Source organism: Melghirimyces profundicolus (genome assembly GCF_003054245.1).
GTDB lineage: Bacteria > Bacillota > Bacilli > Thermoactinomycetales > DSM-45169 > Melghirimyces > Melghirimyces profundicolus.
This window is the reverse complement of record NZ_QBKR01000034.1, coordinates 16,938-29,371: the sequence shown is the minus strand read 5'-3', so window position 1 is coordinate 29,371 and position 12,434 is coordinate 16,938. Positions and strand designations below refer to the sequence as shown.

Annotated in this window: 11 protein-coding genes; 10 read left to right on the top strand and 1 reads right to left on the bottom strand. The window is 58.3% G+C overall.

Annotated features, from left to right (window positions below):
• Window positions 1–286 precede the first annotated feature (286 nt).
• On the bottom strand, window positions 287–760 hold the full coding sequence (locus C8P63_RS17050; protein ID WP_108026159.1) for an N-acetyltransferase: 474 nt from the start codon (window positions 758–760) through the stop codon (window positions 287–289).
• A gap of 272 nt (window positions 761–1,032) precedes the next feature.
• Here C8P63_RS17050 and C8P63_RS17045 point away from each other — a divergent pair, with 272 nt between their 5' ends.
• The 10 genes from C8P63_RS17045 (at window position 1,033) to mraZ (ending at window position 12,428) form a co-directional block, all read left to right on the top strand.
• Window positions 1,033–2,376, top strand: a complete 1,344-nt coding sequence (locus tag C8P63_RS17045; protein ID WP_108026161.1) for an acetyl-CoA carboxylase biotin carboxylase subunit — start codon at window positions 1,033–1,035, stop codon at window positions 2,374–2,376.
• 5 nt (window positions 2,377–2,381) lie between these two features.
• On the top strand, window positions 2,382–2,597 hold the full coding sequence (locus tag C8P63_RS17040; RefSeq protein ID WP_108026157.1) for an acetyl-CoA carboxylase biotin carboxyl carrier protein subunit: 216 nt from the start codon (window positions 2,382–2,384) through the stop codon (window positions 2,595–2,597).
• Entirely contained in the window at window positions 2,590–3,537 is a 948-nt protein-coding gene (locus C8P63_RS17035; RefSeq protein WP_108026156.1) for a hydroxymethylglutaryl-CoA lyase, read from the top strand. Before C8P63_RS17040 ends, C8P63_RS17035 begins: the two co-directional genes overlap by 8 nt.
• Complete coding sequence (locus C8P63_RS17030; RefSeq protein WP_108026154.1) at window positions 3,534–4,310, top strand: enoyl-CoA hydratase; 777 nt, start codon at window positions 3,534–3,536, stop codon at window positions 4,308–4,310. The genes C8P63_RS17035 and C8P63_RS17030 overlap by 4 nt, the downstream gene beginning before the upstream one ends.
• A gap of 23 nt (window positions 4,311–4,333) precedes the next feature.
• Window positions 4,334–5,869, top strand: a complete 1,536-nt coding sequence (locus C8P63_RS17025; RefSeq protein ID WP_108026152.1) for an acyl-CoA carboxylase subunit beta — start codon at window positions 4,334–4,336, stop codon at window positions 5,867–5,869.
• 85 nt (window positions 5,870–5,954) lie between these two features.
• Entirely contained in the window at window positions 5,955–6,926 is a 972-nt protein-coding gene (locus tag C8P63_RS17020) for a ketopantoate reductase family protein (protein WP_170109737.1), read from the top strand.
• Between the two features lie 19 nt (window positions 6,927–6,945).
• Window positions 6,946–8,343, top strand: a complete 1,398-nt coding sequence (locus C8P63_RS17015) for an MFS transporter (protein ID WP_170109736.1) — start codon at window positions 6,946–6,948, stop codon at window positions 8,341–8,343.
• Window positions 8,344–8,721: 378 nt separating this feature from the next.
• Complete coding sequence (gene bshC, locus C8P63_RS17010; protein ID WP_108026146.1) at window positions 8,722–10,350, top strand: bacillithiol biosynthesis cysteine-adding enzyme BshC; 1,629 nt, start codon at window positions 8,722–8,724, stop codon at window positions 10,348–10,350.
• A 238-nt stretch (window positions 10,351–10,588) separates the two neighbouring features.
• Window positions 10,589–11,848, top strand: a complete 1,260-nt coding sequence (locus C8P63_RS17005) for an adenosylhomocysteinase (protein ID WP_211308304.1) — start codon at window positions 10,589–10,591, stop codon at window positions 11,846–11,848.
• A 142-nt stretch (window positions 11,849–11,990) separates the two neighbouring features.
• Window positions 11,991–12,428: a division/cell wall cluster transcriptional repressor MraZ gene (gene mraZ / locus C8P63_RS17000; protein ID WP_108026142.1), complete on the top strand. Its 438-nt coding sequence runs from the start codon at window positions 11,991–11,993 to the stop codon at window positions 12,426–12,428.
• The last annotated feature ends 6 nt before the right edge of the window (window positions 12,429–12,434 follow it).

Sequence of the window (12,434 nt, the reverse complement as noted above, 5' to 3'; positions counted from 1 at the left end):
ACTCCCGGTCTCGCTATGCACTCACAGAGCACAAGTCTCGCCGGGGTCGCTTCACTCCCGGTCTCGCTATGCACTCACAGAGCACAAGTCTCGCCTGCAGGGATGGATGCACGGTCCGCTCCGAATCATCCTGCTGCGGACAGGGGCCAACGCCTTCGGATGCAACACAGAGAAGCTTTTGCCCCTGAACGCCTTGCTGGCAGACTCTCCGTCGGGCAGGACAGCAAAGTCGCTATTTCGGGTAAACGCTTCCCTTCTTCTGAGCCTACCCTCAATCACAACGCTTCTAGTTTTGCAGTTGGACCCCCGGGGGGAGCCAGACATAGGGGTTTTCACCCCGGTCGCGAACCGGATCGTAATGGACCGGTTGAAAACCCATCTTCAGCCAGAATTCGTCCGAGCGGCAACGGGCATTGGTTTTGATGGGGAGGCCGAAGCTCTTGGCATGGTTGACCAGGGCGGTTCCGAAATCCCGTTCCCGGTACTGGGGCAGGACTTCCAGCTTCCACAATTCATAGTAATCCTGGGGAGGATCGAAATAGCGGTCGTATTTCCCGTCGATTCGATACAGACTGATTCGAGCGACCAACTGCCCGTCTTCGTAGATTCCGTAAAAAGGGGAGTTGCTGTCATTCTCGATGATGTTCGCCTGAAGGTCCTCCAACATTGAAAGTTCCTGCAGTCCGTATTCGCGGAACTTTTGGAACTCTTCCAACGTTTTATAGTTGATTTTCAGCCGTTCCACCTTGGGTGTGCTCATCGAATTGACTCTCCTTTCAAGTCCCTTCCCTACACCGGATTCACTTCATATTATACATGATCTCCCGGAGCTTTGCCTATGAACTGTACCCCCTGCGGCTGGTGCAAAATTTCCCGTCCTTTCGGAAGGACTTCTTTTGAAATTTGTCGAATGATTCTAATTGGGTCTCACATAAACAGAACCCCTTTGACAGCCTCTACCCCAGGAGGGAACCGTAGAGAGAAGGGACCCGGCCGGGGTTTGAAACGAGCGGAGAGAGGTGCTGTATGAAAATCCAAAAACTTTTGATTGCGAACCGGGGAGAGATTGCCCGCCGAATCATCCGGACTTGCCGGGAACGGGGGATCCGGACGGTTGCGGTCCACTCTGAAGCGGACAAGGGACTCCCTTTTGTCCGGGAGGCGGATGAAGCGGTCCTGATCGGTCCTCCGCCGGTGGCCCGGAGCTACCTCAATGCGGACGCCATTTTGAAAGCGGCGGCGGACACCGGAGCCGATGCCGTCCACCCGGGATACGGCCTGTTGTCTGAGAACGCGGATTTCGCCCGGAAAGTGAAAGAAGCGGGGTTGACCTTCGTCGGACCGGCCCCGGAGGTAATCGCCCGGATGGGAGACAAAGTGACCGCCCGGAGGACGATGGAAGAGGCCGGTGTTCCCGTGGTTCCCGGAACGGAAGATCTCCGGGATCCGGAGGAGGCGGTCCGGGAGGCGGTGAAAATCGGATGGCCGGTGATGATGAAAGCCAGTGCAGGCGGAGGCGGCATCGGGATGCAGGTCCTTCGTGGCGAAGAGGAGCTGAAAAAGGCGTTCCCTTCCGCACAGGGGCGGGCCAAGGCGTATTTCGGGGATGATACGCTGTTCATGGAACGCTTCATCGAATCCCCCCGCCATGTGGAAGTGCAGGTCTTCGCCGACCACCGTGGAAAGACGGTCCACCTTTTTGAACGGGAGTGTTCGGTCCAGCGGCGCAACCAGAAGGTGGTGGAGGAGAGTCCCTCCCCCTCCATCCGGCCTGGAACCCGTGAATCGCTTTGCAAGGCGGCGGTCCGGGCGGCAAAAGCCGTCGGTTATACCGGTGCGGGCACTGTTGAATTTCTGGTGGACCCGGAGGAGAATTTTTACTTTTTGGAGATGAATACCCGCCTTCAGGTGGAACACCCCGTCACCGAAATGGTGACCGGATTGGATCTGGTGGCCCTCCAGCTGGACGTGGCGGAGGGAAAAGACTTGGCTTTGGATCAGGATCAGATCCGGATGACAGGGCATGCCCTGGAATATCGGGTGTACGCCGAAGACCCGGAACGGTTTTTGCCTTCTCCGGGGACTCTGGAAGCTTTTTCCCCTCCTGAAGGAGAGGGAATCCGGGTGGATGCCGGAGTGGAGGCGGGGTCCCAGGTGGCGCCCTATTACGACCCGATGATCGCCAAATGCATCGTGCACGCCGACTCCCGGGAGCAGGCCCTGGCCCGCAGCCGGAAAGCACTGGCAGCTTTTGAAGTCAGCGGAATCAAGTCCAACCTTCCGCTCCTGATAAACATTCTCGATCAACCCGAATTTATCCGGGGCCGATACGATACAACACTCTTGACAAAACCACTCCAATTCGACAAGAGGTGAAGGAATTGAAATCGATCCAAGCAACCATGGCGGGCACCGTGCTGCAGGTGATGGTATCGGAGGGGGATCGGGTGGAATCCGGTCAGGATGTGGTCCTGCTGGAATCCATGAAGATGGAGGTTCCCGTTCAGGCGGAAGAGGGCGGGACCGTGTCGGCGGTCAAAGTGGAAGTCGGAAGCTTCGTCAGTGACGGAGATATCCTGATCGAGCTGGATGACTGACTCGGTTTTTTTACAGAGGGGTGATCCGGTGCAAAAGGTGAAGCTGGTGGAGGTGGGGTTGCGGGATGGTCTGCAGAACGAGTCCCGGAGTCTCCCCACGGAAGTGAAAGTGACCATCGCCAATTTGCTGATCGACGCCGGAGTAAAGGAACTGGAGGTGACCTCTTTCGTCCATCCCAAGTGGGTACCCCAACTGGCGGACGCCGCCGAGTTGGCGAATTCCCTTCCCCGGCGGCCGGATGTGTGCTGTCGTGCCCTCGTCCCCAACCGGAAAGGTCTGGAGCGGGCCCTGGATACGAACATCGATGAATTTGCCGTTTTTCTTTCCGCGAGCGAAACCCACAACCGGAAGAACATCAACAAAGGGATCCGCGAAACATACCCGGTGCTGGAAGAAGTGGTCCGGGAAGCCACGGCGAAGGGGAAACGGGTCCGGGGGTACGTCTCCACGGTCTTCGGCTGTCCTTATGAAGGAGAAGTGCCCTTGTCCAATACGGCGGAAATCGTGAACCGCCTCCTGGAGATGGGCGTCTATGAAATTTCTCTGGGGGACACGATCGGGGTGGCCACGCCGCGGCAAGTGAAAGAAAAATTGAAGGCCCTTACACGCGAGGTGCCCGCGGACCGGCTGGCCGGCCATTTCCACGACACCCGGGGGACGGCTCTCGTCAACGCCTACGTTTGTCTGGAACAGGGCATCACGACGCTCGACAGCGCCTTCGGCGGTCTCGGGGGATGTCCTTACGCCCCGGGTGCGGCCGGTAACGTGGCGACGGAGGATCTGGTCTATATGTTGGAAGGAATGGGCGTGGAAACGGGTATCGATCTGGAAGCCCTGTGCGAAGCCGGATGGCTGGCGGAAAAACAACTGGGAAAAAAGCTGCCGTCCAAAGTGTTGCAAAGTGTGGCGGCGAAGCGACGTAAGGAGGGAAGCCGGTGAGTCTGGTGGAATGGGAACGAAAAGAAGGCATTTCCGTACTCACGTTGAACCGTCCGGAAGTTCACAACGCGCTCAACCTGCCCTCCCTGGAGGAGCTTTCCCGTGTGACGGGCGAACTGAGGCATTCCAAAGCCACCCGCGTGGTCGTGGTCACCGGGGCCGGGGAGAAGGCTTTTTGCGCGGGAGCCGACCTGAAGGAACGGCGCGGATTCACTCAGGATCAAGTGCGTCGTTACATCCACACGATCCGGGAAACGTTTCAGGCATTGTCCCGGTTGCCCCAACCCGTCATCGCCGCGGTCAACGGGGTGGCTCTCGGCGGGGGGATGGAACTGGCGCTGGCTTGTGATCTCAGGGTGGCCGACGAGCATGCGGTTTTCGGCCTGACGGAAACGTCCCTCGGCATCATCCCAGGGGCGGGCGGGACCCAGCATCTGGCCCGGTTGATCGGGAAAGCCCGGGCCAAAGAGCTCATCTTTACCGCCCGAAGGTTGACGGCACGGGAAGCTGAGGAGATGGGAATGCTCAACCGGGTGGTGGAAGGCGGAACGGTGATGGAAGCGGCCATGGAGATGGCCACCCGGATCAACGAAAACGCTCCCTTGGCTCTTGCCCAGGCCAAACATGCCATCGATTACGGCACGGAGACGGATTTGGATACGGGGCTGGCCATTGAAACCAAAGCCTACGAAGTTCTCATCCCCACCAAGGACCGCCTGGAAGGGCTCGCCGCCTTCAAAGAGAAAAGAAAGCCCATTTACCTGGGTGAATAAACGTGTCGGAGGGAGGAGAAACCATGCACGATTCAAGGATACGTCATTATGAAGAAGAGGTGGAGCGGATCCGGAAGGGGGGCGCTCCCAAATATCATGAAAAACTGAAAGCACAAAACAAACTTTTTGTAAGAAGGCGGCTGGAGCTCCTGTTTGATGGCGTCTTTCAACTGGAGGACGGATTTTTCGCCAACGCCGCGGAGGAAAATCTTCCCGCCGACGGGGTGGTGACCGCCATCGGAAAAGTGAACGGGCAGACCGTTTGCGTGATGGCCAACGACTCCACCGTGAAAGCCGGTTCCTGGGGGGCCCGCACCGTGGAAAAAATCATCCGGATACAGGAAACCGCGGAGAAGCTGAAGGTCCCCTTGATCTATCTGGTGGACTCCGCCGGCGCCCGCATTACCGACCAAATCGAGATGTTTCCCGGTCGGAGAGGCGCCGGACGGATCTTTTACAACCAGGTGAAACTCTCCGGAGTGATCCCTCAGGTCTGTGTTCTCTTCGGCCCTTCCGCGGCAGGCGGAGCCTACATCCCCGCCTTCTGCGACACTGTGATCATGGTGGATAAAAACGCCAGCATGTACCTGGGTTCCCCGCGTATGGCGGAAATGGTGATCGGGGAGAAGGTTTCCCTGGAAGAGATGGGCGGCGCCCGGATGCATTGCTCCATCAGCGGGTGCGGAGATGTTCTGGCTTCCGACGAGGAAGAGGCGATTGCCTCCGCCCGCCGTTACCTCAGCTACTTCCCGGCCCGCTACACGGAGAAGCCGGCCCCTTGTGAAAGCCGGCAACCGGTCGCCGATGCCGGAAAAATCTCCGACATCGTTCCCGACAACCAGAACGCGCCCTTCGATATGATGCAATTCATTGAAGCCCTGATCGACGAAGGGTCGTTCTACGAGATGAAGAAAGGGTTCGCCAAGGAGCTGATCACCGGGTTTGCCCGCTTGGACGGGAAAGTGATCGGGATTGTGGCCAACCAGTCCAAAGTAAAGGGCGGGGTGCTCTTCGTCGACACCGCCGATAAGGCGGCCCGGTTCATCACCTTGTGCGATGCCTTCAACATCCCGTTGTTGTTCCTGGCGGACGTGCCCGGTTTCATGATCGGCACCCAGACGGAAAGAGCGGGGATGATCCGGCACGGGGCCAAGATGATCGCCGCCATGTCCGAAGCGACGGTGCCCAAAATCTCCGTCGTGGTTCGCAAGGCTTACGGGGCCGGCCTCTACGCCATGGCGGGGCCCGCCTTCGAGCCGGACTGTTGCCTGGCGCTTCCCACGGCCCAGATTGCGGTGATGGGGCCGGAAGCCGCTGTCAACGCCGTTTACGGCAATAAAATCGCTCAATTGGAAGGGGCGGAACGCGTGAAGTTCATCCAGGAAAAGCGGGAGGAATACAAAAAAGACATCGACATCTACCGCTTGGCCTCCGAACTGGTCGTGGACGGAATCGTGGCCCCCGACGACCTCCGGGAGGAGCTGATCAACCGGTTCGAAGCTTATGCCGACAAAGACGTCACCTTCAGCCGACGCAAGCATCCGGTTTATCCCGTCTGAGAAACGGGATCAAACCGACCTGGATTCCCCTCACATGCGGTGGGGGGAATCTGTTATTATATGGGGGGATGGGGAGGGATGCAGGATGAAGATCGCGGTGTGGGGCGCAGGCGCGGTCGGGTTGCTGTGGGCTCACCGTCTGGCCGGTTTCTTTCCCGGAACGCTCCTCTTGACCCGCACCCGGGAGCAGCGTGACAAGATCCGGGCGGAAGGCTTGGCGTTGACCGGTTTGGACGGCGTTCACCGCATCGCGCGCAACCTCGACGTCCGATGGTCGCGGGAAGAGAGGTTGCCTGCCTGTGATGTGATCTTTCTGACAGTGAAACAAACGGTTGTGCCGGTGATTGCGGCGGAAGTTCGCCGTGTGGGCCATTCCTCCTCCGATATCTGGTTGTGGCAGAATGGAATGGGACAGGAGCGGCTGTTGGGTGATGATATTGATTCCCACCGTCTGTACCGGGCGGTGACAACCGAAGGAGCCCTCCGGGAGGGACCCGCCTGCGTGCGCCACACCGGTCGGGGAGAAACCCGGGTCGGTCCTGTGGGTGGTGAATCCATCTCCCCGCTGACTGCCGGTTTGATCCGCGTATTGGTTTCCTCGGGGTTTTCGATCTTTCCGGATCGGGAAATCGACAGGCGAGCATGGGAGAAACTTGCGATTAACTGTGTGATCAACCCACTGACCGCCCTTTGGAACGTGTCCAACGGAGATCTTCCCGGGCGCGAGGGATTTTCCGCCTGGATGGACGGCATACTGAAGGAAGTTGTCCGGGTGGCGGAAGCGGAAGGGATTGTCCTCTCGGAAGCCGAACTCTCGGAAAAAGTCCGGGCCGTCTGCCGGGACACGGCTGCCAATCGTTCTTCCATGCTTCAGGATCTCTTGCGCGGGGAAAAGACCGAAGTGGATTATATCAACGGGGCGGTGGGGGAAAAAGGGAAACAACACGGGATACCCACGCCCTTCAACGACCGTCTCACCCTTCTCGTCCACCGGGCGGAAGAGGAGGGGGTGCCCGAAGGGGAAGATGGACTTTCGCATCCGCCTTCATCGGGTTAAAGAATGGGAGGCCTCTTCGATGCCTTTCGGAAAAAAGCTGACTCTGGACTCCTTTGTTATCGCGATATTCTTGAGCGCACTGGACCTCGGGATTGTGTCGCCGTCGCTCACCATGATCTCGGCGGACCTTGGATTCCCCGTTCGGTGGGTGATCTGGGTAATCGCTCTCCATTTGGCGGTCTTTGTCCTGGCCCTTCCCCTGATGGAAGCCTGGGGTGCCCGGGCCGGCAGGAGAAACTGGTTCGCCGTTTCCCTCGTACTGTTCGCCGCCGGGTCTTTCGCTGTCGGTGCGAGTGACAACTGGTGGTCGCTGATCGGGGGTCGTGTGATTCAGGCGTTGGGCGCCGGCGGTGTCGTCCCCCTCCTCTCCGTGGAAATCCGACGCCTCATCTATCTTCGCAGAAGGTCCTGGAGGTTGGCGGTCCATTTGGTGTTGGCGGGACTTTTGATCCTGGTTCCGTTCCTGTCCTCCAGTGTGGCCTGGCATTACAGCTGGCGCTGGTTGTTCTGGATCAACCTGCCGGCCGCGGCGGCGGTCTACCTCCTCAGCCTCCGCTTCACTCCGGATACAGGTTACCGGAACCCGCCTTTTCAGACCACGGGTCTCTTTTATTTTGCCGTGATCCTGCTTTCGGCCATGATTGCCGTTTCCCAGCTGGATCCCCATCAAGGTTGGGCCATGCTGGTGGACCCCGGTTTCCTTCCCTTCGCCGTGCTGGCCATCGGCTTGGTCGTGCCGCTTCTGATGGTGGAACGCCAGGCGAACCGGCCGTTTTTCCAAGCCGGGCTTCTTTCCGATCTCCGCCTGATCGGGTTGTACGCGGCGGTGGCATTGGCGGGGTGTACGTGGGTGGCGGTGGTGTTGGTGCCCGGTTGGATGGCGGGAGTGTTGGACCATCCCCAAGGGACGGGAGGGGCCTACCTCTCCATCGTTGCCGGGGCGGCCTGGCTGACCCTGCCCCTGGCCCGGTGGATCTCGTCCCGGTGGGGGTACCAAGGGGGGCTGGCCCTCGGCTTTTTCTCCACGGCGGCGGCTTATTTCACCTTGGCACTGGCCGACGACCCGCTCACTCTCACGGTGGTGCTGGCGGTTTTGGGAAGTGGGCTCGGCTTTACGTTGACGGCTCCGGTCCATGAACTGTTGTTTGAAGTGGTTCCCTTCCGACAGTTGAAAAACGGCTTGATTGCCATTGCCATGTTCCGCGCCGCCGGTGGTGCCCTGGGGTTGGTCCTCATCGGCCTCGCCTTTTTTGAGCCCGTGAAAACCGGCTGGGATGCCGCCGGCTTGCCCGCGTTGTGGGAGCAAGGGTTCCGGATGGGAATGATGACGGCGGCCGGGGTGGCTGTCCTCGGATTCGTCATCTCCCTTTTGCTGCCCCTGCCGGAAGAAACCGGTGACAATCGCCGGGGGGAGTGATTTTCCGGAGGGTTTAAACTGGATAGGGAATTCATACATAACCGCCTGGTGCTGGAAGCGCTGTGATTTCATGTTCGTTTCGAGAAAAGGGGAAGCGTTTACCCAAAATAGCGACGGATGTACGAGAGGTCCAAAACTGCCCCGCAGGAGGCCCTTCGAGGTCCGGATCGGGCTTGCCGAAAACGGGGAAACCGGTCGGGTTCCCTCGATTCAGTACCGCGGGTTCCATGGGAATGTAAGCCTGTATGGCGGGGTGGGCCTTTCGGGTCCGCCAGTCACAGGAAGCAACCGGACAAATGAAACATTTGTCTGTGCGTTGCGGAACGGTTTCCCTTTGCTATACTGGGATAGATCGATGGAGAAGAAAAGAGGATTGGCATGAGAGTAGAGGATACCTACATGGAGCCGCCCCAACCGCTCTTTCGTGATTACCTTCATTTCTTTCATAAAGTGAAACCATACTATACTTACGATCCTGGAGACGATTCGGGTTTCCGCCGGCGTGCGAAAGTGCTGGAGCGGCGGGAGGATCCGGTTTCCCGGGAGCGGCTGGCCGACGTGCTCAGCGAGTACCACGGAAGGGAGCTGCAACATCCTGCCATCCAGGCCAATCTCGACCGGCTGCGCCGTCCGGACAGCCTGGTGGTGGTCGGCGGCCAGCAGGCGGGGGTTCTGACCGGTCCTCTCTACACTGTCTACAAAGCCATCACCCTGATCCAACTGGCGGAACGGGAAGAACAGCGGTTAAACCGACCGGTGATCCCGCTGTTCTGGATCGCGGGGGAAGACCATGACCTGGAAGAGGTGAACCACCTTCACCTTGTGTCCGGGACAGAGGTGGAAAAGGTCACCCTTCCTCTTGAAATTACCGGCAATCCTTCCGTCTCGGAAGTGGTGCCCGGTCCGAATGTTTGGCTGTCCTGGATTGACGGGCTGGGGAGAAAACTGCCGGACACTCCCCACAAGAAGGGCCTGCTTGAAACCCTGAGAAACCTCTCCCGGGATCCGATCAGTCTTTCCCGCCATTTTGCCCGTCTTTTACACCGGTTGTTCGGTCATCACGGTCTTTTGATGATCGATTCCGCTTATCCTCCGCTTCGCCGGTTGGAAGTGCCTTTTTTCGAGTGGCTGATCGAACATAATGAAGCCTTCGCCGAAGCGGTCATGACCCAGGCGGAGCAACTGGAACGGGACGGATACCCGGTTGAGGTGGATGTGAAACCGGACAAAGCGCATCTGTTTCTTATCTCCAACGGGGAACGGCGGGCTCTCCACCGGCGCAATGACGGAACTTTCTTCTCGAGGGAAGGGATGGACGGTTTCAGCCGGGAGTCGCTTTTGGCTTACCTCCGGCGACATCCCGCCGCATTCAGCAACAACGTCCTCACCCGGCCGCTGATGCAGGAGTACCTTTTTCCCACGCTGGCAACGGTGTTGGGGCCGGGGGAAATCGCTTACTGGGCTCTCCTGAAACCGGCTTTCCATCTGGCGGGTATGGAGATGCCCCTTCTCGTTCCCCGGAGCGGCTTTACCTTGGTGGGAAGAAAGTCGCAAAAAGAACTCTCCCGTTACGGTCTGACCGTTGACGATGTCATCCACCGGCTGGAACGGAAGAAACGAAGCTGGCTCGAGAGGCGGTATCAACTGGATGTGGACGCGGCCTTCGGTCGGCTGCGCACCCGGTTGGAAGAAGCGTACCGGCCCCTGATCGGGGAAATCTCCGGAATCCGCCCCGACTTGAACGAGTTGGGTCAAACCAACCTGGGCGAGGTCTTCAAGCAGGTGGACTACCTGGAGAAGGAGACGCGAAAGGCGATGGAGAAAAGGAGAGAGACGGATCTTCGCCGGTTTGCCGGTCTGGAAGCGGAACTCAACCCCGGAGGCCAGCTGCAGGAAAGGGTCCACAACCTCGTTCCCTGGTGGAACCGGTACGGGGAGAATTGGTTGGAAGAACTGATCCGCACCCCTCTTCTGAGCAAAAACCTTCACCGGGTGGTCCACCTCTGATCGTTGGGAAACCGGTTGAACCCTTCCTGAAATGCTTGCTGCCCTTGAAGGATAATGAAAGTCAGGATGTCAGCAATCCAATCAGGTAATGAAAGGTGGACCGGGGAGCGAATAGACTTTGGACGCGACTTTCGTGCAAAACACGATCCACCTGCCTGAAATAAGGTCAACCAACGCCTCTGATGAAAAGTTAACATGCCTGCGGTTGGAAACCCTTGATTGACAGAGGAGGATGCACATGGATTCGATGACGGAAAGCGTCGTTCGTGACAGAAGCCTGGCCCCCCGCGGGCGGCTGAAAATGGACTGGGCCCGCCAGCATATGCCGGTTCTCAACCGAATCCGCGAAGAATTTCTGGAGGAACAACCTCTCGCGGGACAACGGGTGGCCATCTCCCTCCACCTGGAAGCCAAGACGGCCTGTCTGGCGGAATTGTTGCGGGACGCCGGAGCCCAGGTGGCCATCACCGGCAGCAACCCCCTCTCCACGAAGGATGATGTGGCAGCGGCGTTGGCCGAATCAGGGGTGACTGTTTTTGCGAAATACGATCCGGCTCCGGAAGAGTATAAACAGCACCTGATGATGACGCTGGAAACCCGGCCGGATCTGATCATCGACGACGGCGGGGATCTGGTCGGCATTCTCCACGCCGAAAGACCGGACCTGCTGAAGCAGGTGAAAGGCGGTTGCGAAGAAACGACCACCGGTATTCTGAGACTGCGGTCATTGGAAAAAGAAGGGAAATTGAAGTTTCCGATGATTGCCGTCAACGATGCTTTCTCGAAGTTTCTTTTCGATAACCGGTACGGAACCGGTCAATCGGTTTGGGACGGAATCAACAAGGCGACCAACCTGGTCGTCGCCGGAAAATCGGTGGTGGTGATCGGCTACGGCTGGTGCGGTCGCGGGGTGGCGATGCGGGCCCAGGGACTGGGAGCCCGCGTGGTGGTAACCGAAGTGGATCCGATCAAAGCGACTGAAGCCCACATGGACGGTTTCACGGTGATGCCCATGTCGGAAGCGGCCCGGGTGGGGGATATTTTCGTCACGGTGACGGGGAACAAAAAAGTCATCTCCGGAGAGCATTTTCCCCTCATGAAAGACGGGGCGATCCTGGCCAATGCGGGCCATTTCGACGTGGAGATCGACAAGCTGTCCCTGGAGGAGCAGGCCGTGGACAAACGAATCGTTCGCCAGGACATCACGGAGTACGTGATGGAAGACGGCCGGCGCATTCATCTCCTGTGTGACGGCCGCCTGGTCAATCTGGTGGCGGGGGACGGCCATCCGGCGGAAATCATGGACATGACCTTCGCCCTTCAGACCCTGTCTTTGATTTACACGCTGGAAAACCACCAGAAGATCGGCCCCCGCGTTCTGGATGTTCCGTACCACATTGATGAACAGGTGGCCCGCTACAAACTGGAATCCCTTGGAATCCGCATCGATGACATGACCCGCGACCAGGAAAAATACCTGAGCAGCTGGAAAGTGTAAGCCCGCTTCCGCCAAAAACAGTTTCTGTAAAAATCCTGCACTGTCGGTGCAGGATTTTTCTGTTTTCCTGTGGTATAATTTACAGTGTGGTGGAAAGTGGGGGAAAGTGGGAGATAAGGGGGAGTAAAGGGGGTGCGGTGGCGTGTTCATGGGGGAGTATCGTCACACCATCGACGATAAAGGCCGCCTGATCATCCCGTCCAAATTTCGGGAAGGTTTGGGGGATGCCTTCGTGATCACCCGTGGACTCGACCACTGCCTTTTCGTGTATCCGATGTCAGAGTGGAAGCAGTTGGAACAAAAGTTGAAATCCCTCCCCTTTACCAAGGCGGATGCCCGCGCCTTCACCCGTTTTTTCTTTTCGGGTGCGACGGTGGCAGAGCTGGACAAGCAGGGCAGGGCCCACCTGCCAAGCAACCTGCGGGAGTTTGCGAAACTGGAGAAGGAATGTGTCGTCATCGGTGTTTCCAACCGGGTGGAAATCTGGAGTAAAGAAGCGTGGTCAGCCTATTATGACAGCTCCGAGGAATCGTTTAACGAAATCGCGGAAAAACTGGTCGATTTGGATTTGAATCTGTAGGTTTGT

Bases quoted from the DNA above. Each gene is read 5' to 3' on its own strand.
- C8P63_RS17050 (WP_108026159.1), bottom strand. From the start codon at position 760: ATGAGCACACCCAAGGTGGAACGGCTGAAAATCAACTATAAAACGTTG.
- C8P63_RS17035 (WP_108026156.1), top strand. From the start codon at position 2,590: ATGACTGACTCGGTTTTTTTACAGAGGGGTGATCCGGTGCAAAAGGTG.
- C8P63_RS17025 (WP_108026152.1), top strand. From the start codon at position 4,334: ATGCACGATTCAAGGATACGTCATTATGAAGAAGAGGTGGAGCGGATC.
- C8P63_RS17020 (WP_170109737.1), top strand. From the start codon at position 5,955: ATGAAGATCGCGGTGTGGGGCGCAGGCGCGGTCGGGTTGCTGTGGGCT.
- C8P63_RS17015 (WP_170109736.1), top strand. From the start codon at position 6,946: ATGCCTTTCGGAAAAAAGCTGACTCTGGACTCCTTTGTTATCGCGATA.
- bshC (WP_108026146.1), top strand. From the start codon at position 8,722: ATGAGAGTAGAGGATACCTACATGGAGCCGCCCCAACCGCTCTTTCGT.
- C8P63_RS17005 (WP_211308304.1), top strand. From the start codon at position 10,589: ATGGATTCGATGACGGAAAGCGTCGTTCGTGACAGAAGCCTGGCCCCC.